This is a genomic window from Croceivirga lutea (assembly GCF_014235875.1).
In the GTDB taxonomy this organism is placed as follows: domain Bacteria; phylum Bacteroidota; class Bacteroidia; order Flavobacteriales; family Flavobacteriaceae; genus Croceivirga; species Croceivirga lutea.
This window is the reverse complement of sequence record NZ_JACJUK010000004.1, coordinates 199030-221635: the sequence shown is the minus strand read 5'-3', so window position 1 is coordinate 221635 and position 22606 is coordinate 199030. Positions and strand designations below refer to the sequence as shown.

The following is a 22606-nucleotide window of genomic DNA, read 5'->3' as shown; positions in this document are numbered from 1 at the left end:
AGTTATTAAATCAAATAAACCTTATTTTTAATCAAACTAACAAACAAATGAAAAAGCAGCTATTAGGATTATTTTTACTGTTTTCTTTGGTGATTTCAGCACAAGAAATAGTGAATTTACCAGAAGAACATACTGGAGAGGTATTTTGGTCTAACCCTGAGAAAGAATATATGTCAACTATCTGGCAGACAGAAGTGGTTACCAATGTTTCTAAACCTACAATGGAGGTATTTAGACCTTCAGAAGAAAACAATACTGGTACTGCTGTTATCATAGCACCTGGAGGTGGGCTTTATGCCCTGAGCATTGAAAGTGAAGGTAATATGGTAGCTAAATGGTTGACAGATAAAGGTATTACTGCCTTTGTACTTAAATATCATTTAGTTCCTACTGGTGAAGATGGTGTTGCTGACATTTCGCGTTTAAGCCAAGAAAACCCGCAAAAAATTGGAGAAGAAGTTGCTAAGGTTATCCCCTATTCTATTCAAGACGGATTAAATGCCATTAAACACGTTAGGCAAAATGCTGAAAAATATATGGTAAATCCAGATAAAATAGGTTTTATGGGTTTCTCTGCCGGTGGCGCGGTTACAATGGGCGTAGGATACAATTATACGACTGAGTCTCGACCAGACTTTCTGGTGCCAGTTTATTTTTGGACAGATGCCATGCCTGTTCAAAAGCCTAAAGATGATATGCCTCCGATGGTTATTATTTGTGCAACAGATGACCCTTTAGGATTAGCTATAGGTTCTGTAGATTTATATACTTCTATGCTACAAGCTAAAAAACCAGTTGCACTACATATGTATGCAAAAGGTGGTCATGGTTTTGGTATGCGTAAACAAGGGTTACCATCAGATAGTTGGATTGAGCGTTTTTATGAATGGAGTGTAGCAGAAGGTATTGTAACACCGAAGAATTAATGAACTTTGATACCCCAAAAGGTGCCATTTTAAGCGATTGTAAAAAGTACCGCTTCTTACTTTGGCGTACATGGAATGTTACTTTGCCAAAGGTGCTTTTTATAGGGTTGAATCCGTCTAAGGCCAATGCAGTTAATGATGATCCTACCACCAAAAAAATAGGTTTAATTGCAAAGCACAATAATTATGGTGGGTTTATCATAGGCAATTGTTTTCCTAGAATTGCAACAAAACCGGCTGAATTAAAAAACCTAGAAAGACTTTCTGAGAATGATAAATGGTTAACTATTGCCAAAAATTATGCTGTAGATGTAGTATTTGTTTGGGGAAATTTTTCTCTTGTTTATGAACAACAAAGGAACCGTAAATTAAAATCGCTTTTTCCTAATGCTAACGTATTAGCCTATAACAAAAGTGGTAGCCCAAAACACCCGCTATATATAAAAGCTAATAGCTCACTAATTCCATTCAAAGCAAAATATGAAAATTAATAGCAGCCTTTTAATAGTATTCTTTATACTCATTTTTACCACTAGTTCTTGTTATGCTCAAAATTCGAGTGCTGCAAAATTTATTAATGAAGTAGAGGCTATACAAAGAAAATATGATTCTGTGTGGGATGCTACCCAACCAACAATTGTTTTTACAGGAAGCTCAAGTGTGCGACTGTGGAAAGATTTAGAAGAACGCTTTCCTGAACATCAAATTCTCAATACCGGATTTGGTGGCTCAACCACATCTGACTTATTTATGTTTCTTGAGGAATTGGTTATTTACTATAAACCAGAAAAGGTATTTATTTATGAAGGCGATAATGATATTAGTGCTAAACAAAGTAAGCGTAACATAATGAAGCAAATGATGCAAGTTGTTGAACGTATACGAACTAAAAGCCCTAACTCAGACATTATTTTTATATCTCCTAAACCAAGCATAAGTCGTTGGAAATTAAAAGGTAAATACAAACGCCTAAACAAAAGCATACAAAAATGGGCCGAAAAAGACGGTAACCTTGTTTTTGTAAATGTTTGGGATATTATGTTAAATGGAAGAAAAGTAAATGAATCGCTTTTTATTGAAGATGGCTTACATATGAATTCAACTGGTTACGACCTTTGGTACCAACAAATAAAACCGCATTTAGATTAATCAATATACATGAAACAGCTAGCATTTAAACTAACGCAGACCCTTTTTGTTATTCTTTTGGTAGTAGCATGCACCTCTCCAAAGAAAAAAATTGACTATCCAAAAACAGACCTTGCACAAAATAGCCTAATTCCAAAGCCTGCAAAAGTAATTGCAACCAACTCTGCTTTTGGTTTAGATTCAAGCACAGCCATTTTCACAAATCAAACCTTTAAAGGGTTTGAAGAAGTAGGTAGTTATCTTTCTGAAAAACTAAAAGAAAAATTAAATCTAGATATTCCTGTAAATACTTTCGACAGTGAAACGGTAGAGCGTATCATTTTTATCAATCAGACAGATTCTTTAGAATTACAATCAGAAGAAGCCTATGAGTTATATATTAAAAACGATTCCATACTCATTAATGCCAAAACTGCGGCAGGTGCGTTCAGAGGTATTCAAACCTTACGACAACTACTTCCAGAAAAAAGTAATGACACCCTATCAGATGCCCCCATGTGGCTAATACCCTCTGGGAAAATTTTAGATGAACCTAATTTTGACTACAGAGGCGCCATGCTAGATGTTGCTAGACATTTCTTTACAGTTGATGAAGTAAAACGATTTATTGATTTACTGGCCTACTATAAGTTCAATACGTTTCATATGCATTTAACAGATGACCAAGGGTGGCGAATCGAGATTAAATCATGGCCAAAACTTACAGAAATTGGTGCACAAACAGAAGTTGGTGGTGGCAAAGGAGGGTTTTATACCCAAGAAGAGTTTAAAGAAATAGTGGCTTATGCAGCTGAAAGACATATTGAAATCATTCCTGAAGTAGATATGCCAGGGCATACCAATGCGGCTTCCTTTGCCTATCCTGTTTTAAACGGTAATGGTTTACCTGTACAGAACTATATAGGAACCCGTGTAGGGTTTAGCACTTTTGATGCTCGTAAAGACACTGTTTATGCCTTTTTAGACGATGTAGTTAGAGAAATAGCTGCCATATCTCCAAGCAAGTATTTTCATATAGGAGGCGATGAAAGTCATGTAACTAAAAAGAAAGACTACATTCATTTTGTAGAAAAAGTTGAGAAAATTGTACAAAAGCACGGTAAGCAGGCTATCGGATGGAATGAAATTGCACAAGCTGCGATTGACTCCTCAACCGTTGGACAGTTATGGAATGAACCCGAAAGTGCACTTGCAGCAGCAGCTAAAGGGTCTAAAATTTTGATGTCTCCTGCTAAGAAAGCTTATTTAGATATGCAGTATGATTCCCTCTCTGTTCACGGTCTACATTGGGCAGCTTACATTGAGGTTGACGAAGGGTACAATTGGGACCCCGAAACTTATGTAGAAGGGTTATCAAAAGACCAAATTCTTGGTATTGAAGCTCCCCTATGGTCAGAAACTATTAGTAATAGTGCAGAATTGGAATATTTAGCTTTTCCGCGAGCTATTGGCTATGCAGAGTTAGGATGGACAAAAGCGGAAGACAGAAATTGGGAAGATTACAAAAAAAGACTTGCAGACCAACAACCTTTTTTAGATGAGAATGATGTTAATTACTATCCGTCTTCAAAAGTAGACTGGAAAAAGAAAAAAGATATTTACAAAAAAATTGAGAAAAATTAAAGCCGCTCAGACATGGTACTGAACGACTTTAACCAACTCAAATCAAATAACAAATCTTAGCAATTATTCTCCCTGTCCTAATGAGAAGGAACGTTCACCATTAAAGGTGTACAAGTTCTCAGTTTTGATTACGTCAAACTGTTCATTATATAATTTTGAAAGAAGGGCCACAACTTGTTCAAATTCTATTTGTGCATATTGAGGCTCTTTATTTTCTATTTTAACATCTACTCCCACAAAACGGCATCGCCAATGGTCGGTACAATACGTTTCTTTTAGTCCTTCAGGGTAAACTTTTACACCCCTATTAGTAATCATTTTTAATTTTAATCTATAGCTGTTTAATTGGGTTAAAGCGTCACCTAAAATATTAGGGTCTTTACCATCCCAATCTATAAATACATCTACTCCAACTAAATGCTTTTTTTCCTTTTTTCGGATATAATCAGGAATTGTAATAGTTCCCTTACCAGTACTCAATGTGCTTCTTCTTAGGTTTTGAGGCATTTCACCAAGATTTTCTATTACCTTATCCGCAAACTCTTGTGTATTCACTAACGCTAAACTGCTGTCTTTTTGATAAATATCGGCCGTATGATACCCTTTTTCTAAAGTTGCTAAAAGGGCATTTTTTACGTTATCCGCAATTTCTGCTTGGCCAATATGTGCCAGCATTGCTATAGCAGCGTTTAGTAATCCTGAAGGGTTCGCAATGCCTTTACCGGCAATATCTGGTGCTGAACCATGAATTGCCTCAAACATTGCAACATTTTTACCAATATTTGCTGAACCACACATACCTACAGAACCAGCAATCTCTGCAGCAATATCTGAAATTATATCACCATATAAATTAGCAGTTACAATAACATCATAATCATTAGGTTTGGCAGCAAGCCTTGCAGAACCAATATCTATAATTTGAGTTTCGCTTTTAATATGTGGATAATCTAAAGCTATTTCATCAAATACCTTATGAAATAACCCATCTGTTATTTTCATGATATTATCCTTAACCATACAGGTTACTTTTTTTCTATCAAAAGCCTTAGCATATTCAAATGCATACCGAATTATGCGTTCACAACCAGGTCGGGTAATTAGTTTTAAACATTGGTAAACATCTTGGGTTTGCCTGTGTTCAATGCCAGCATATAAATCTTCTTCGTTTTCCCGAATTATGACTACATCCATATTTGGAAAGTTCGTTGGCACAAAAGGATGTAATGCAGTAACAGGTCTAACATTTGCAAATAATCCCAAAGACTTTCTCAAAGTAACATTCATACTTTTAAAACCTTTGCCTTGAGGTGTAGTAATTGGGGCTTTTAGTATGACCTTATTCTTATTAATAACATCCCAAGCATGTGAATCTATGCCTGAAGTGTTTCCTGCCAAATACACTTTTTCTCCTAATTCAATAAATTCAGGTTCTATGGCCGCCCCTGCGGCTTTAAGAATTTTTAGTGTAGCTTTCATTATCTCTGGGCCAATTCCATCACCCATTCCAACAGCTACCTTAACTGGTGTATTTGTAGCAAAATTATTACTTGTTTTTTCTGACGTCTTTGTAATCATAGTCCATCTTATTTTTTTCAAATATGCGAGATATTATACATTAAATATTATTTAATTATTTTAGTTTATGTATAAATATTTTTAATGTATAGCACTAAGAAATCATTTCAAAAGCCTGTAACTTAGATGGCTAACCTCAACTCAAAATTCACTAATTAATGCAAAGATTTAACTTTATACTACTTACTTTTTTAATACTTGTAGTAAGTTCTTCTTGTACAAAAGAAACTTTTGAAACTAGTGTTCAATCACCTTCTAAAACCAACACCTTTAATTTTTTCCTGACTGAAAATGGTACTCCTATGTATACCGTTTCGCATGGTGAAACTATGGTTATAGATACTTCCGACATGGGCTTTGAGTTTAAAGACCAAGAAGCTTTTTCTAGTGGTTTTAAAATCGTTAACACCCAGCTAGACCAAATGGATGAAACTTGGGAGATGCCCTGGGGAGAACAACGAAAAGTTCGTAATTATTACAATGGTCTTTTAGTACAATTAGAAGAAGAAAAAGCACCAAATAGAAAGTTAGATATTCATATTAAGTCTTATGATGACGGTGTTGCCTTTAGGTATGAATTTCCTGAACAAGAAGGAAGAGACAGTATTATAATCACCGAAGAAAACACCCAATTTCAATTAACCGAAGACTACACAACTTGGTGGATACCTGGTGACTGGGATATTTATGAACACTTATACAATACCACAAAACTATCCAAGGTTGATGCTACAGCTAAAAGAAATCACCCTGACCTTGCGGCAACATACATTCCTGAAAATGCAGTAAATACTCCTGTAACCATGCGCGGAGAAAGTGGTATACACCTAACATTTCATGAAGCCAATCTTACTAATTATGCAGGAATGACATTAAAAGTTGATACTATTAATTTAGGGTTAACTAGTGGTTTAGTACATTCTGATAGATTAGGATATGCTGTAAAAACATCGTTGCCTGCTGTTACTCCATGGCGTACTATTCAAATTGCGGAAAAGGCAGGCGATTTAATTGAATCAAGACTTATTGAAAATCTAAATGAACCTAATAAACTTGGTGATGTTTCTTGGTTTACTCCAATGAAATATGCTGGTATTTGGTGGGAAATGCATTTAGGCCTTTCTACTTGGGATTTAGAAGCTACCCAAGACATGAACACTTTTGCCACTTTAGGTAAAAAACAAGTGAGTGTCACCCATGGTGCTACTACTGAAAACACAAAAAGATATATTGATTTTGCCGCTGCAAACAAGCTGGGGGGCGTTTTAGTTGAAGGATGGAATACCGGATGGAATTATTGGATTGGATTTGAAGACCGTGAGGGTGTCTTTGATTTTGTTACACCTTATGAGGATTATGATTTAGACGAATTATCAGCTTATGCCAAAAATAAAGGTGTTGAATTAATAATGCATCATGAGACTAGTGCTGCTCCAAGAACATACGAACAGCAAATGGACTCTGCATATCAACTCATGCAAAAACATGGTCTACATGCAGTAAAATCTGGTTATGTAGGTAAAATTATTCCTAAAGGAGAATATCATCACGGCCAATGGATGGTAAATCATTATAGAAAAGCGCTGGAAAAAGCGGCTGAATACAAAGTAGCTGTTAATGCTCATGAACCCATAAAAAGTACAGGCTTACGTAGAACATTACCAAATGAAATCTCAAAAGAAGGTCTACGCGGCCAAGAATTTAATGCATGGGCTACAGACGGTGGTAACCCTCCTGAACATTTACCAATTGTAGCATTTACCAGAATGCTAGCTGGACCCATTGATTTTACTCCAGGAGTATTTGATATTTCTTTACCTACAAAACCAGACAACCAAATTAATACAACCTTAGCCCAGCAATTAGCGTTGTACGTTGTTATCTATAGCCCTATACAAATGGCATGTGATTTACCTCAAAATTATGAGGGTAGGCCAGCGTTACAATTCATTAGAGATGTTGGCGTCGATTGGGAACAAACAAAGGTCTTAAATGGAGAAGTTGGTGATTTTGTTACTATAGCTCGTGAAGAACGTGAAACGGGCAATTGGTTCATTGGTGGAATTACAGACGAAAACGAAAGACAAATAACCATAGATTTTGATTTTTTACCAGAAAACACCAATTTTAAAGCTGCAATTTATAGAGATGCTGAAGACGCACATTATCAAACCAATCCTGAAGCCTTAAGCATTGAACAACTTGAAATTAAAAAAGGAGATACTAAGACTATAAGCCTTGCTCCAGGAGGTGGATTTGCGATTAGTTTAATAAAGTAAATAAGCCCAGAACATACTCAATTCTTTCTTCTATGAAAAAAATAGCACTTTGGCTTTTATTGATAGTTTTTATAATTTCTTGTAAACAAGAAACCGCACAAAAAACGAAAGAAAAAGAGCCCACTGGCGCAGAAAATATTGCATATAAATGGGGAGAAATTGCATTAGAAGCAACAGCTTTAGACACCGAACGTTTTAAACCTAGACCAACAATTACGTCAAGGTATCTGGGTTTAATTTTTGTATCTGTTTTTGACGCATGGTCTCGTTACGATGAAAAAGCAATACCAGTATACTTAGAAGAAGTAGAGCGTAGACCCTTAAATGAGCAAACTGTTAAAAACAAAGAAATAGCGGTAAGCTATGCGGCGTACCGTGCAATCAGTGAATATTACTATTCAGACAAAAAGCTATTTGAAGAGTATATGCGAGAATTAGGGTTAGACCCTACAAACAATTCATTGGACCCAACAACACCTGAAGGCATTGGCAATTTAGCCGCAAAAGCAGTTATTGAGGCTAGAAAAAATGATGGTGCAAATCAGTATGGTGAAGAAAAAGGTTCAGATGGAACACCTTATTTTGATTATACCAGTTATGCTCCGGTGAATTCACCAGATGAAAATTTAGACCCAAATCGTTGGCAACCAAAATATTTTTCTGATGGTAAAGGTGGAAAATTTGCCCCTGGTTGCTTAACGCCTTATTGGCAACAAGTTAAGCCAATTGCATTAACTTCTGCAGACCAATTTAGGCCCGGACCTCCACCTCAAATTGGTTCAACACAATTAGAAGAAGAAGTGCGAGAAGTTGTGGAAGTGCAGTCTAAATTAACTGATGAACAAAAAGCCTTAGTTGAATTTATGAGAGACGGACCAAAATCTGTGCAACAAGCAGGACACTGGTTAAAGTTTGCTCAAGACGTTTCTAGAAGAGATAAACACACTTTAGACCAAGACGTTAAAATGTACTTCTATAATCAAGTTGTTGCTATGGATGGTTTTATTGCCTCGTGGGATGCTAAGATGTTCTATGATTATGCTAGACCATTTGCTTTGGTACATGAATATTACAAAGGCAAAACTATTACTGGTTGGGGTGGTGAAAATAAGGGCATGATTAAAATGGATGGTAATCAATGGCGCCCGTACTCTCCAGAAACTTTTCTATGTCCTCCGTTTCCTAGTTATACCTCTGGGCATAGTACAATTAGTGCTGGTTGTGCAGAAGCATTAAAACTTTGGACAGGTAGTGACATATTTGGGGAGGAGCAAGAATTTGTTGCTGGCTCCATGACTGAACCAAATAGCTTAGGTGATACTGTGATGTTAAAATTTCCAACTTTTACAGAAACCGCTGAAATGGCTGGTATGTCAAGGGTTCTTGGTGGTTACCACATTCAATCAGATAATATCGCCGGATTAAGATTAGGTAGAGATGTAGCCCACGAAGTATGGAAATTTTATCTAAAACATGTTGGGGAAACTAATAAACGTATGCCTAACTCAAAATCTGGTATCTAAATCGGTATAACTATCTAAAGATTTTTTATTGTAATCGTTTACCATCACTAATAACGATTCTAAAAAAGGTAAATCACAATTCGCTGAAAAAGTTACTGGTCTTTTAAATTCTGATTTAAAAGTATAAACTCCCGCTTGGTATTTTTTGAGCAATTTCAAATTATCTCCAAATACCTCTGTCAAATTAGCATTTCGGATGTTATGAAGCCTACCCTCATTTCCTTTTTTGTAATAAACTTCAAAATTATTAACCATGAATCGTAAATGCTCTTGACCTCCCTGCAATTTAGATTGTAGAACGGAGCGATACACAAACTCATCATTAGTACTGTAATACTTTTTAAAAATGGCCACCTCTCCAGTAATAACCACTTCAACCAACTGTTGTTTGGTTTGAATACCATGTTGATTAAGTGCAAAAGTTTCTTTCTGAAAACGTTGACCAGATGCCAATAAAAAACCATCTATAGTTGATAACTCAATGGCTTCATAGGCTTTTGATTTTACTTTTTTTCCTTTTGCTAATCGCTTAAAAGTTTTTTCATTAATCACCTGTAAGCCATACTGAAAAGAGTGTGGATTGCAGAAATCCATTAAAATATACGTTTTAAATGATTCGCCGTTTGAGAGAAAAACAGTTCCGTATTGGTAACTAGAACAATTGCTCGGCATCTCTTGCTGGTATTGACTAAAGCACACAACATTAGCCAATAATAGCATAGCTATTAGGTAGGTGCGTAGGTTCATTTTGGGTATGATTTGGTACTACAATAACTCAAAACAGCTGTATTCTAGTACATTGAAGTAAAAATTTAACACATAAAAAAAAGAGCCAAATGGCTCTTTTTTTTAATTTTTAATTCCGGGTAGATTTTCTGGTTTGGGTGTTTGCCACAAGAATTCTTCGGCTTTTCTATTAGTTGGCCAAACCTCATCTAAGGTACTGGCATCATACACAATTCCATTTTTAATTACATGGGTTACGGTGTTGGAGTTTTCAATATCTTCTAACGGATTTTTGTCCAAAACAACAATATCTGCGAGTTTGCCTACCTCCAAACTGCCTAAATCTCTGTCTAGTCCAATAGCTTCAGCTCCAATTATTGTGGCAACCTTTAATGCTTCGTGGTTAGTTAATCCTCCACTTGCAACACTCCATAATTCCCAATGATAACCCAAACCTTGTAATTGTCCGTGACTACCTACACCAGATAATCCACCAGCATCAATCAAGTCTTTTATAAACTCAGCGTGTTTTTGAAACACGTGCTCCTCATCCATAAACCATCCTGGTCTTCTTCTGGCCTTATTAGCCAAATCTGTATATGGCGTAAAATGTTTGATTTTTTTATCATTCCAAACATCAGTTCTCGAGTAATAGTAATTTTCTGCCCAAGGCCCTCCGTAGGATACCAATAAAGTTGGTGTAACTGCCATCTTAGATTCGGCTGTTGTTTTAATGACATCTTTATAAATAGGATAAATTGGGTAGCTATGCTCATGACCGGGATACCCATCTAGTAACTGCGTCATATTTAATTTAAAATCAAGACCACCTTCTGTTGTAGGCATTAATTTTAACTCTTTGCACGCTTCTAAAACCCATTGTCGCTGTTGCCGATTACCCACCAAGTACATTTTTATGGTCTTTGTATCAAAATAGTCACTGTATTGCTTTAATACTTCTTTGGTTTGTTCCAGACTATTCAATTTATAAAACCAAAATCCAAGACCAGGACCAGTACTGTAAATTCGTGGACCATCTAACATACCTGCTTCTACCATATCAGCATAAGTAAGTACATCTGTTGTTCCTGTTTGAGGGTCGCGAGTGGTAGTTACTCCATAAGCCAAATTAGCAGTATACGACCACACTTGGTCTTTTTGCAGCCCCCAAGCGGGACGCATATGCGCATGAGTATCTACAAAACCAGGAACCAATGTTTTTCCAGAGACATCAATTACTTCTGTATTTTCTGGAAATGTCAACGTGCCAGAAGCGCCAATTGCTTTAATTCTATTATTAACAACCAATAGGTCACCACTTTCTATAATCTCATTACCTTTCATGGTAACAATTCTGCCCCCTTTTAAGACCACGTTACCCTTTGGAATATTACGATTAAAAGGCACCTTAATTTTATGCTCTTCAGCAGTATATTTTGGGTCTTCGTCTTCGTCTTTGTCTTTGGCCTCGTCTTTTGTTATACTATCTTTTTCTTTTTCGGTCTTTTTAAGTTCTTTTTCCTTTTTCTTAGCCTGCGCTAAACTGTCAGCAAACTTTTTACCAGCCCCTACATCATAACTAAAATGACTGGCACCTAAAGACCAGTGTACTTTCTTACTATCACTAGACCAAGCTGGAAATTCTCCACCCATTACGGTTAATTTCAATGCTGGAAAAGCAGCATTCTCTGCCTTGGCCAAAGAAACCGTGGGTAATTTACCAAAACGCGGAATTGTAACTTGATAAACATCGTTATTAATTTTGGCTAAAGCAGAAGTACCGTCTGGTGAAATTCGAATTTCTTGAGGAATTGAAGATTTGTCTTGTGGTTCTTTATAATCATTAGCAATAAGAATATTATGCCCCCCAAATTCATCATGAAAAACATCTTGCGAGCCATAGGTTACAATTCCTTTTAATTTTATATGCTCCTTTTCATCGGTACCATCCCAACGAATAGAAACTAAACTTCTATCCTTAGTAAGATAGATTCTATCATCTATTTTTGAAAAATGAGGTGTAAATCTGTTTTTACTTTTTGCGATGAAATTGATATCACCACCATTACTTGATACCCAAACTAAATTTTCTTGTGTTCTACGTGATAAGGGTCCAACCATATCTTGAAATACTTGCGCACTACCACTGTGAAAGACAATTCTATTTGAGTTATAAGACCATTCTGGTGAAGTGTATAGACCACCTATATTGGTCAATTTTACAGGTTTGGCTTTGCCTTTTACGTTTATTTTATACAAATGACCTTCTGTCTTATTCCAAGTCGTAAATACTAGAAAATTACCATCTGGCGACCATGAAGGTTGTGCTTCTATAAAATCAAAATTGGTTACTCGGCGTGGACTACCATTTGGATAATCCATAATATACAAGCGGTTCAAAGCTGTAAACGCTAGTTGCTTACCATCTGGAGATGGTTTTGCATTTCTAATTTGAGTAGCAAACATTTCTTCAGTATCTTCAATAGGATACTTAAAGGCTAACCTTGGTCCTAAATCTAGGTTTACATCTACTGTAAACGGTACTGCGGTTGCTGTTTTATTTACTATGTTGATATTATGAATTTTACCACCATAAGACACCAACAAATGCTGACTATCTGGTGTAAAAGACATGGCAGGTAACACCCCTAGCGGCGCAATAGATTCTTGCTCGTCTCTTTGAACCGGATACGCTAACCACTCCTCAGCACCAGTTTCAAGATTTCTTAATATTAAACCTGTTTCATTTTCATATCTAGAACCATAAACCAACCACTTACCGTTTGGAGAAAGTGTTGGAGTAAATGCTGAACCATATTTTGAGGTGATTGTAGCCATGCTACCATCTTCCAAATCATAGGTGCCTAATTGATATTGCGGTAGTTGAGCATTGTAATTCCAGGCGTTTCTACGCTGTGAGAAGTAAACTAACTTACCATCTGGAGCTACTGCTGGATCTGTTAGTTTTATATTCTTTGGCTCACTTACTAACTGGCTACCAGCTCCTCCATCTTTATGATAAATATGGGGTTTAATGTTTCTACGGCCTTTTACGCCAATAATATAGTCCCCATCAACTGTCCATTCTGCTGAAAAGAAATTATGCTTTTTTTCCTTTGTAATTTGCTTATCTTTCTTAGTGTTTAAATCTAGTGTCCAGATGTTATCAGAACCGCTTTTATCTGAGATGAAAACTAACGATTTACCATCAGGACTATATCTTGGATGAACATCATAGGCCATACCGCTAGTTAACTGTGTAGCTTTACCACCAGTGATAGGAATGGTATAAATATCACCCATCATATCAAATACAATGGTTTGACCATCTGGGCTTACATCTAGTGAAAGCCAAGTACCTTCATCTGTGGTAAATTCTATAGACCTCTCTGGTTCTAGAGGTAACTCTTTGGTTGCTTTTTTAGTAGTGTCTTTTGCTTTAGTGTCTTGTGCTTGTACTAAACCAAATAGGATAAGCAATACAAATAGAAGCATTGCCTTTTTGAAAAATAATCTCATTTTGAATTGGTTGTTTGAATCTCCTAAATATAGGTAAACTCAAAACCTCTCAAAAGTAGGATTAACTAAAAATTAAGATGTTACTCTTTAACTATTGCTTTGCTTTTGTAGATTGATGATTTAAATGAACAACAGATTACTCTTCTTCCGAAGACGCTTTAGCGCTATCTTCATCATCTGAATCAGAAAAATCTGTTACATCATTATCATGAAGAATATTATACCACTGAACAATTTTTTTAATATCACTAGGGTACACACGGTCTTCATCATAATTTGGTAAAATTTCAAAGAAATATTCTTCTAATTTTATTTTTTCGTCTTTGTGACTGATTGAAGTTTTACCACCATTTTCTTTGTCTTTTATCTTTTGAAAAACTTCGCGTAACGGCAACTCTTCTTCTAGTGTATAAATTGCAATTTCAGAAAGAATACTCACATTATTTCGTATACTCACTGCAACTCTTTTACCGTCTACTAATGATTCTCCTACGAATCCTGAACGTGTTTGAGTTAGCATTTTATACAATCCTGGTTTGCCACCAATGGCTAAGATTTTGTCTAAAGTCATAAACAAGTAATTTAAAGGGGTAAATTTAGAATTTTATTAATTCTGGTTAGAACTTATCGTCCTTTTTTTAGGTTTGGAAAACGCATTTTATAATCAACGTTAACCTTACCCTTAGAAATTTTTTCTAACCTACTTTTAAGTAATCTTTTCTTTAAGGAAGATAGCTTATCTGTAAACAAAATTCCTTCAATATGGTCATACTCATGTTGAATAATTCTTGCTGCTAATCCTTTATACGATTCAGTAACTGGTTCTAACTTTTCGTTTAAATAAGAAATTTTTATTTCGGGTTGTCTAAAAACATCTTCTCGTACATCTGGTATACTTAAACAACCTTCATTAAATGCCCACTCCTCACCTTCTTCTTCTTCAATTTTAGCATTTATAAAAACTTTTTTGAATTCTTTTAATTGTGCTCTTTCTTCCTCTGTTAACTCTTCGTCATCTGAAAAAGGTACGGCATCAATTACAAAAATGCGTAACGGCAAACCTACTTGTGGTCCTGCCAAACCAACGCCTGAGGCTTTATACATGGTTTCAAACATATTAGAAACCAATTCATCTAACTTTGGATAGTCTTGGGGAATATCCTTAGCCTTTTTTCGTAAAACTGGGTCGCCGTATGCTACTATGGGTAAAATCATAAACTACTTTCTCTCTAAATAGGATTGTAAAATTATCGTGGCACTAATTTTATCTAATTCCCCTTTATTTTGCCGTTTCTTTTTTTTCATTCCGCCAGCAATCATACTATCCAAGGCCATTTTAGACGTAAAACGTTCATCTTGTCTTACAACCGGTAGGTTCGGAAAATGTTTTTTAAAATTAATAATAAAGGGTGCAATTAGTGCTTCTGATTCTGAAACTTCACCACTCATTTGTTTAGGTTCTCCGATGACTATTTTTTCAACCTTTTCTGCTTCAAAATAGTTTTTCAAAAATTCTAATAACTCTTTTGTCTCAACAGTTGCTAAACCAGAAGCAATTAACTGCAATTCATCTGTAACTGCAACTCCAGTTCTAACTTTTCCAAAATCGAGCGCTAAAATTCGTGCCAATCAAAAATTTTTGGCAAAAATAACGTAAAATGTTATGGTCATAAAATAGATTACCAATTAACTCTTGAGCCACTATATTTGCCAAAATTGTTTTTTATGACCGAATTAAGAGCACTTATAGAAGCAGCATGGGATAATAGAGAGTTACTTAAAGAAACTCCTACCCAAAACGCCATTAGAGAAGTAATTGATTTAATTGATAAAGGTGAGTTGCGTTGTGCTGAACCTACTGCCAAAGGATGGCAAATAAATGAATGGGTAAAAAAAGGAGTTGTACTCTATTTTCCTATTCAAAAAATGGAAGTTCTTGAAGCTGGTATTTTTGAGTACCATGACAAAATTCCTTTAAAAAGAAACTACAAAGAAAGAGGTATCAGAGTTGTTCCGCATGCGGTTGCGAGACATGGCGCATATATTTCTTCTGGCACTATTTTAATGCCAAGTTATGTAAATATTGGGGCTTATGTAGATGAAGGTACCATGGTAGATACATGGGCTACAGTAGGTAGTTGTGCTCAAATTGGTAAAAATGTACATTTAAGTGGTGGTGTAGGTATTGGTGGTGTATTAGAGCCATTGCAAGCCTCTCCTGTTATTATTGAAGATAACGCCTTTATTGGCTCTAGGTGTATTGTAGTGGAAGGTGTGCATGTAGAAAAAGAAGCCGTTTTGGGGGCCAATGTAGTTTTAACAGCATCAACAAAGATTATAGATGTTACTGGTGATGAACCTTTAGAGATGAAAGGAAGAGTCCCGGCTGGCTCAGTTGTAATACCTGGTAGCTACACTAAAAAATTTAATGCTGGCGAATACAATGTTTCTTGTGCATTAATCATTGGTAAACGAAAAGAAAGTACCAATAAAAAAACATCATTAAACGATGCTTTACGTGAATATGATGTTGCTGTTTAAATCTTAATTAGATTGTAAAGCAACCTTTCTTTTCTATTTACTTCTAAAGTCTAAACAACAATAGTGGAGAATTTTTCCTACAAAGGCAATTTTTTCTACTATTTGTTGTTATTGTAGACTCAGGCCTTTACCAATAACTTAAAATTGCTGTATTGAAGACCCCAAACCAGAAAATCAGCGCTCTAGTAATTACGTATAATGAAATTGGTTACATTGAAAAATGTATCAATAGCATTTCTTTTGCTGATGAAATAATTGTTGTTGATTCTTACAGCACAGACGGCACTTATGAGTATCTCAAAAAACATAACAAGGTTAGGGTACTTCAACATCCATTTAAAAACTTTACTGCCCAGAAAAATTTTGCTTTAAAACAGGCTAATTTTGAATGGGTTTTGTTTGTTGATGCTGATGAAGTAGTTACTAAAAAATTAGAACGAGAAATATTAGAAACCGTAAATTCTCCTTCGCCATGTGCTGCCTATTGGTTCTACAGAAAGTTTATGTTTAAAAATCAGAGGCTACACTTTAGTGGCTGGCAAACCGATAAAAATCATAGACTATTTCAGAAAAGTAAAGTGCATTATACCAATGAAAAATTGGTTCACGAAACCTTAGCTGTGAATGGAACATCAGGAAAATTAAACGCTAAACTAACGCATTATTGCTATAAAAATTTTGATGATTACAAATCAAAAATGTTGCATTACGGAAGTTTAAAAGCTAAAGAAATTCGCAATAAAGGAGGGCAATTCTCATACAGTAAATTAATTTTTAAGCCTATTTGGAAATTCACTTTTAATTACTTTTTCAGACTCGGTTTTTTAGATTTAGATAGAGGTGTAAAAATCTGTTATCTCAATGCTCTAAGCGTTTATCAACGCTATGCTGTTCTTAAAATGCTAAAGGCCCCTAGCACCAAGATTATGTATTCTAATCTCAATACAAATACAGAATTGGCTAAGGCTAGCTAATAGTGGCTTTAAATTTTCTATTTGTTACTTTAGCCCTAATGAAAGTAGCACTAGAAAGTTCTTCCCTATTTTTTAAAAATTACACTGGAATTCCGTTTTATATACATCATCTATTTGAAGCTTTAAAAGATTTAGATAACGTATCACCCACCCTAGCCTTTAGATTGAAAAAAAAATGGAGTTCTAAAAATGATTTTCAGAAAGAATTACTTAACCAAAAGCACTTTTGGCATGTAAATAATCTGTATATGACTTCAACACGTTTTGATGTTGTTCATAGTTTACATACGCCATTTTTAAACTCTAAAAAAGGCTTAAAAGTTGCAACGGTGCATGATTTAGCCGTGCATTTACCTGAGCTTAAACAATATAATCTTACAACTGAGTACTTTGAAAAAAAAAGATTTGCTCTTTTTAGGTCGTTTTCTAAAAATGCTGATGTACTAATTACAGTTAGTGAAAAAACAAAAAAAGATTTTTTACGCTTCTTTGATTTTCCTGAAGATAGAATACATGCGGTAGCCTTGGCACCTTCTATTTCTTTACAAAATGTTACGGTAAAGAATAAAGATTTTTTAGGGCCTAAAAATCTAACACCTAAGAGTTATTTTATTGCGTTAGGTGGTGTATCTAATAGAAAAAATACTTTGAATTTAATTAAGGGTTATCATTTAAGTACGGCATCAAAAACTATAAAACTTGTAATAACAGGTAAAGTTGAAGAACCTCTTGGAGCAAAAGTTAGAAAATATATTATTGAAAATAATCTTACTAATAACGTATTGATTACCGGTTACATTTCTAATGCCGAATTGGCTCAGTTATACCACAACGCAAAAGCTTTTTTATTTCCAACCCTTTACGAAGGCTTTGGTATTCCTATTTTAGAAGCCATGTCAGCTAATCTGCCCGTGTTAACTAGTACAACTGGGGCTGCTTCAGAAACTTCAGGCGGACATGCCGTATTGGTTAATCCTTTCGAAATTGAAGACATTGCAAATGGTCTATCAAAAATTCTCAACCTTAATGAAAAACAGATAGCAGTGGCTAAAAACTATGCCGATTCTTTTTCATGGCAACGTACCGCAAAAGAGACCGTGGCAGTTTATAATAAATATATGTAGTTTTACGCCAATTGCAGTAGCTAATTATGAAAGTAGCGTTCGACGCCAAACGAATTTTTCACAACAATACTGGTTTGGGTAATTACGGTAGAGATGTCGTAAGAATGCTAACTCAATCTCCTGAAATAGAAGAACTTTATCTTTTTAATCCTAAAAAGTCTTCGATTGAAAAATTGGTAGCTCTAGACAAGGCTACTATTGTATATCCTAAAGGTTGGTTTTGGAAAAAACTGCGCTCAATTTGGCGGTTACTAGGGCAATGGAAACAAGCAGAAAACCTACCTATTAACGGCTTTCATGGCTTATCTGGCGAAATTCCTATACAGCTTCGTAAAAACAATATTCCAAAGGTAGTTACCATTCACGATTTAATTTTTTTAAGTCATCCTCATTATTATAACATTTGGGATAGAGTTATTTATAGACTCAAGTTTAAATATGCTGTAGAAACTTCTAACCATGTTATTGCCATAAGTGAACAAACAAAGAGTGATATTGTTAAGTATTTTAAAATACCGGAAGAAAAAATCTCTGTTGTTTATCAAGGTTGCAATAAAGCATTTAAAAAAACCTACTCAGCTGAAGATAAAAGAGCGGTTCGCAAAAAATTTAATTTACCAAAAGAGTTTATTATTAATGTAGGTACGTTACAAGAACGCAAAAATGCACTTACTTTAATTAAAGCTGTTCACGGTACTAATCATCATTTAGTACTTGTGGGAAAAGATAAAAAATATGCAAAGCAATTATACACTTATGTAAATAAACACAATTTGGAGCAACAGGTAACTTTTGTAAAAAACATAAACGTTACTGAGCTTGCCGCCTTGTACCAAGCCGCAACAGTTTTTTGTTATCCCAGTATTTGTGAAGGTTTTGGCATACCTATTATTGAAGCCATGTATAGTAAAACTCCTGTAATTGTAACAAACAATGGTTGTTTTCCTGAGGCAGCCGGCCCAAATTCAATTTACATAAACCCTAATAATAGTGACGAGATTAGAACTCAATTAAATTGGATTTTTGAACACCCAGATGAGCGCAAATTAATAGCTGAACAAGGGTATAGTTACGTGCAACAATTTTCAGATGAAAACGTATTAAAAAACTTAATAACCCTTTACAAACAAATTTTTTAATGGGTTGTACGTGCTTCTTTAATACAGCTGTTGCTTGGGGTGGTGGTGAAAAATGGCATTTTGAAGTTAGCCAATATTTACACCAAAACGGTCATAGGGTATTTGTTGTGGCGCACCACGATAGTGTATTGCATCAAAAACTTCGAAAAACAAAAATTCCGTTTTCTACTATTAAGCTTACGAATCTTAGCTTTTTAAATCCTTTTAAGCACAAATTGCTTCAAAAACTCTTTGTAGAAAAAGAAATTACTCAACTAGTAATGAACCTTTCTAGAGATGTAAAAATTGCTTCGGTTGCTGCTAAAAAGGTGGGCATAACTAGAATTATATATAGAAGAGGTAGTGCTATCCCAATTAAAAATTCCTACCTAAATAGATATTTATTTCAAAATGTATTAACAGAAATATTGGCTAATTCTGAAGCTACTAAACGTACAATATTAGAAAATAATAGTACCCTTTTTCCTATTAAAAAAATAAAGGTTATCTATAATGGAATTCAAATACCGCCTACTATTGAAGCCTACCAAAACAAGGCTTTAGAAACCTTTACTTTAATAAATCTTGGGCGCTTAGAATACCAAAAAAATCAAACTTTTTTATTGGATGTAGCACATCAACTAAAAGCTAAAAAAATACCCTTTAGACTGCTAATTGGCGGAGAAGGTAGATTGCGTGAAGAATTAGAAAATAAGATTCAACAACTACAACTTACAAACGTAGTTCAACTAGAAGGTTTTATTGAAAACCCCTTAGAATTTATTGCTAAAGGAAGTGTTTTTTTACTTTCTTCTCACTGGGAAGGATTTGGGTATGTATTAGCTGAAGCAGCCCTTTGTAAAAAACCAGTGGTGGCCTTTGACATTAGTAGTAATCCGGAAGTTGTTATAAACCAAAAAACCGGAATTTTAACCACACCAAATAATGTGGAAGCTTTTGTTGAGGCTATTACGTATTTATACCACCATAGAGCGCAATTACTTCAAATGGGAGAAAATGGCTATGCGTATGTGCTTCAAAATTTTGAACGCAACAAACAATTAAAAACAATAGAAGACTATTTAATACATGGAGCGTAATTTAAATACAAAAATATCGGCGCTTTTAATCACTTTTAATGAAGCTCATAATCTCAAAGAAGTTTTAGAAAACATTTCTTTTGCAGATGAGATAATTGTGGTTGACTCTTTTAGCACTGATGCAACTCCAGAAATTGCTAAATCTTTTTCAAATGTATTATTTACTCAAAGAGCTTTTATTAATTACACAGACCAAAAGCAGTTTGCGCTGAATATGGCTAAAAATCCGTGGGTATTATTTATTGATGCCGATGAACGTATTACTAAAGAACTGCAAGAAGAGATTCTAAAAACTATTAGAAAAGAAGATGCTGACCAAGCCTATTATTTTGTGCGTAAATTTATGTTTAAAGATAAACCGCTGAATTTTAGCGGTTGGCAAACCGATAAAAATTACCGCCTTTTTCAAAAAGACGCTGTTCACTTTGAAACTAGTAAAATTGTACACGAAACTCTAGTAGTTAATGGTTCTTCTGGAACTTTAAAAAATAAACTAATTCATTATTCTTACGGCAATTATGAAGACTACAAGAGTAAAATGATTAGTTATGGTAAAATGAGGGCTCTTGAAGAATATAAAAAAGGTAAACAAGCCAACTGGTTCTTAGCGCTATTTAGGCCATTTTGGAAATTTTTTAATCATTTCATCCTAAGACTTGGTTTTTTAGATGGAAAAAAAGGACTGACAATTAGCTATTTAAATGCGCTTGGAGTAGCCGCTAGATATAAAGAATTAAAACGCTTAAACCGCCAAAATGGATAAAAGGGCTAAATGCATAATTCTAATTTGCCCTACCAAAAACTGGGGTGGAATTGAAAAAAATGTACAGCTAAGAGCTGCATATTTTGGCAAGAAAGGCTACCAAGTAATAGTTATTTTGTTAACAAATACCTTTGAAAACAAATTTTTAAATCTCCCTAACGTAACCGTAAAAACAATAAACAGCAGAGGCGGAGACCTCAATATTTTTGTGATACTCAACTACATCAAAATATTTAAAAAATATAAGCCAATTACTGTTTTCGCGGCCCTAAAAAAAGATTGGTGGTTAGTGAGTTTAAGTGCTTATATTACTAAAGTTCCTCATAAGATTTTGTATTTAGGCAATATTAGAAAAATACGTAACAGTCTAAAGTATAAGTTGGTCTTTAAGGTTTTTAAAGCAAAGGTTTTAGTAAATAGTAATTCGCTTAAAAGCTACTTACTAAGCTCTTCAAGCTTTTTTAATGAACAAAATCTATTCAGAATTTATAATGGTATAAATCTTCCTAAAAAACCTGAAGCATCACTTAAATTACCACCTCATTTAGAAGTCCCAAAAGATGCTTTTATTGTAGGTTGTGCAGGATGGCTCAATTACAGAAAAGGATTCGATTTGCTACCCGAAATAGTTCGTAATATTTCAGCTAACATACACATTGTACATGTAGGAAGCGGCGGATTAGATTTAGATGCAGAAGAGCTTTTATCAAAGAATAGTGATGTAAAAAATAGAATTCACTTCTTAGGTTATCAAAATAATATGGGCGCTTTTTTTCAAAGAATAGATATGTTTTTACTTTGTTCTAGAGAAGAAGGTATGGCCAATGTACTTTTAGAATGTTTAGGGCACGGCAAACCCATAGTATCAACCAAAGTGCCTGGTAGTGAAGAATTATTAGATAATGGGGAATACGGAATTCTAACTACCATTGAAGATACCAAAGCCATGGCAAAAGGTATCAACGCTATTAACGCAAAAACTATAACGTTTTCACCTGAAAACTTAAAAAGCAGAATAGTTACTACATTTTCTTTTGATAAAATGATGACGAAGACAGAAAAATTGTTTCTAACCAATAACTTATGACTTCTGAAATCAACAATGCTATAGAGCACCTAAAAGCTGAAGGTATACTTCTTTTACCAACAGAAACCGGTTGGGTTATTGGTTGTGATGCAACAAACTCAAAAGCAGTTGAAAAACTGTATAATTTAAAACAAAGTAGTAATTCTGAGCTACTAACATGTCTTGTTGCCAATCAAGCTATGTTAGAGCGTTTCGTAGCTCTAGTACCAGAAGTTGCTTACGACATCTTAGATTTTGCCACCAAACCAACGACTATTGTCCTAGACAAACCAATTGGTGTAGCCCCTAATGTAATTGGAACACAAAACGCACTTGCTTTAAGAGTTACAAATGACAAATTTTGTCAATATCTAATCAATAAATTTCGTAAACCCATTGTTTACAGCTCGGCAAATGCCATTAAAACTAACATACCTAAATCTTTTGAAGACATTACACCCGCAATTTTAAAAGGCGTAGACTATGTGGTAAATTTGCCAATGCAAAAACAAAATTCAACGCTAACGTCAATTATTAAATTGAGCACTAATGGTGTGGTTAAAGTCATTCGTGAATAACAAAAACCAAAGCAGTTGT

At 34.8% G+C, this 22606-nt stretch carries 20 protein-coding genes; 14 read left to right on the top strand and 6 right to left on the bottom strand.

The annotated features are described in order from the left end of the window. Positions 1–47 precede the first annotated feature (47 nt). From H5V42_RS09300 to H5V42_RS09285, 4 genes are read left to right on the top strand one after another with little or no spacing between them, the layout of a single operon-like run. The gene (locus H5V42_RS09300; protein WP_185782888.1) at positions 48–926 is read left to right on the top strand and encodes an alpha/beta hydrolase; all 879 of its coding nucleotides are present in this window, start codon (positions 48–50) and stop codon (positions 924–926) included. Next, positions 926–1417, top strand: a complete 492-nt coding sequence (locus H5V42_RS09295) for a DUF1643 domain-containing protein (RefSeq protein ID WP_185782887.1) — start codon at positions 926–928, stop codon at positions 1415–1417. The genes H5V42_RS09300 and H5V42_RS09295 overlap by 1 nt, the downstream gene beginning before the upstream one ends. Further along, a complete protein-coding gene (locus tag H5V42_RS09290) occupies positions 1407–2075 on the top strand; it encodes a GDSL-type esterase/lipase family protein (protein WP_185782886.1) in 669 nt (222 codons plus the stop codon). Before H5V42_RS09295 ends, H5V42_RS09290 begins: the two co-directional genes overlap by 11 nt. A 9-nt stretch (positions 2076–2084) precedes the next feature. Then, complete coding sequence (locus H5V42_RS09285) at positions 2085–3698, top strand: family 20 glycosylhydrolase (protein WP_185782885.1); 1614 nt, start codon at positions 2085–2087, stop codon at positions 3696–3698. 63 nt (positions 3699–3761) lie between these two features. Here H5V42_RS09285 and H5V42_RS09280 read toward each other — a convergent pair whose 3' ends face one another. Beyond that, on the bottom strand, positions 3762–5276 hold the full coding sequence (locus H5V42_RS09280) for an NADP-dependent isocitrate dehydrogenase (protein WP_185782884.1): 1515 nt from the start codon (positions 5274–5276) through the stop codon (positions 3762–3764). Between the two features lie 158 nt (positions 5277–5434). Between H5V42_RS09280 and H5V42_RS09275 the strand changes: the two genes are divergently transcribed. Together H5V42_RS09275 and H5V42_RS09270 are read left to right on the top strand one after the other, a co-directional pair. Next, positions 5435–7555, top strand: a complete 2121-nt coding sequence (locus tag H5V42_RS09275; RefSeq protein ID WP_185782883.1) for a glycoside hydrolase family 97 protein — start codon at positions 5435–5437, stop codon at positions 7553–7555. Between the two features lie 32 nt (positions 7556–7587). Continuing rightward, a complete protein-coding gene (locus H5V42_RS09270) occupies positions 7588–9078 on the top strand; it encodes a vanadium-dependent haloperoxidase (RefSeq protein ID WP_185782882.1) in 1491 nt (496 codons plus the stop codon). On the opposite strand, the gene H5V42_RS09265 is transcribed toward H5V42_RS09270, so the two are convergent. From H5V42_RS09265 to ruvX, 5 genes are all read right to left on the bottom strand, one after another. Next, the gene (locus H5V42_RS09265; protein WP_185782881.1) at positions 9061–9825 is read right to left on the bottom strand and encodes a hypothetical protein; all 765 of its coding nucleotides are present in this window, start codon (positions 9823–9825) and stop codon (positions 9061–9063) included. The genes H5V42_RS09270 and H5V42_RS09265 overlap by 18 nt on opposite strands. 102 nt (positions 9826–9927) lie before the next feature. Continuing rightward, positions 9928–13323, bottom strand: a complete 3396-nt coding sequence (locus tag H5V42_RS09260; protein WP_185782880.1) for an amidohydrolase family protein — start codon at positions 13321–13323, stop codon at positions 9928–9930. Between the two features lie 136 nt (positions 13324–13459). Further along, positions 13460–13894, bottom strand: a complete 435-nt coding sequence (locus tag H5V42_RS09255; RefSeq protein WP_185782879.1) for a DUF5606 family protein — start codon at positions 13892–13894, stop codon at positions 13460–13462. Positions 13895–13947: 53 nt separating this feature from the next. Further along, positions 13948–14538, bottom strand: a complete 591-nt coding sequence (gene def / locus H5V42_RS09250) for a peptide deformylase (RefSeq protein ID WP_185782878.1) — start codon at positions 14536–14538, stop codon at positions 13948–13950. A 3-nt stretch (positions 14539–14541) separates the two neighbouring features. Next, positions 14542–14952 (bottom strand): Holliday junction resolvase RuvX, encoded by a 411-nt coding sequence (ruvX, locus tag H5V42_RS09245; RefSeq protein WP_185782877.1) that lies wholly within the window; start codon positions 14950–14952, stop codon positions 14542–14544. Positions 14953–15048: 96 nt separating this feature from the next. Between ruvX and H5V42_RS09240 the strand changes: the two genes are divergently transcribed. From H5V42_RS09240 to H5V42_RS09205, 8 genes are all read left to right on the top strand, one after another. After that, positions 15049–15864 carry a 2,3,4,5-tetrahydropyridine-2,6-dicarboxylate N-succinyltransferase gene (locus H5V42_RS09240; RefSeq protein ID WP_185782876.1) on the top strand — a complete coding sequence of 272 codons (816 nt, stop codon included), beginning with the start codon at positions 15049–15051 and terminating at the stop codon, positions 15862–15864. A gap of 152 nt (positions 15865–16016) precedes the next feature. After that, positions 16017–16838 (top strand): glycosyltransferase family 2 protein, encoded by an 822-nt coding sequence (locus H5V42_RS09235; RefSeq protein ID WP_185782875.1) that lies wholly within the window; start codon positions 16017–16019, stop codon positions 16836–16838. Positions 16839–16876: 38 nt separating this feature from the next. Beyond that, a complete protein-coding gene (locus H5V42_RS09230) occupies positions 16877–17962 on the top strand; it encodes a glycosyltransferase family 4 protein (protein WP_185782874.1) in 1086 nt (361 codons plus the stop codon). Positions 17963–17988: 26 nt separating this feature from the next. After that, a complete protein-coding gene (locus H5V42_RS09225; RefSeq protein ID WP_185782873.1) occupies positions 17989–19101 on the top strand; it encodes a glycosyltransferase family 4 protein in 1113 nt (370 codons plus the stop codon). Beyond that, a complete protein-coding gene (locus tag H5V42_RS09220; RefSeq protein WP_185782872.1) occupies positions 19101–20180 on the top strand; it encodes a glycosyltransferase in 1080 nt (359 codons plus the stop codon). Before H5V42_RS09225 ends, H5V42_RS09220 begins: the two co-directional genes overlap by 1 nt. Beyond that, positions 20170–20943, top strand: a complete 774-nt coding sequence (locus H5V42_RS09215) for a glycosyltransferase family 2 protein (protein WP_185782871.1) — start codon at positions 20170–20172, stop codon at positions 20941–20943. The genes H5V42_RS09220 and H5V42_RS09215 overlap by 11 nt, the downstream gene beginning before the upstream one ends. Then, a complete protein-coding gene (locus H5V42_RS09210; protein WP_185782870.1) occupies positions 20936–22030 on the top strand; it encodes a glycosyltransferase in 1095 nt (364 codons plus the stop codon). The genes H5V42_RS09215 and H5V42_RS09210 overlap by 8 nt, the downstream gene beginning before the upstream one ends. Then, on the top strand, positions 22027–22587 hold the full coding sequence (locus H5V42_RS09205; RefSeq protein ID WP_185782869.1) for an L-threonylcarbamoyladenylate synthase: 561 nt from the start codon (positions 22027–22029) through the stop codon (positions 22585–22587). Before H5V42_RS09210 ends, H5V42_RS09205 begins: the two co-directional genes overlap by 4 nt. Positions 22588–22606 lie beyond the last annotated feature (19 nt).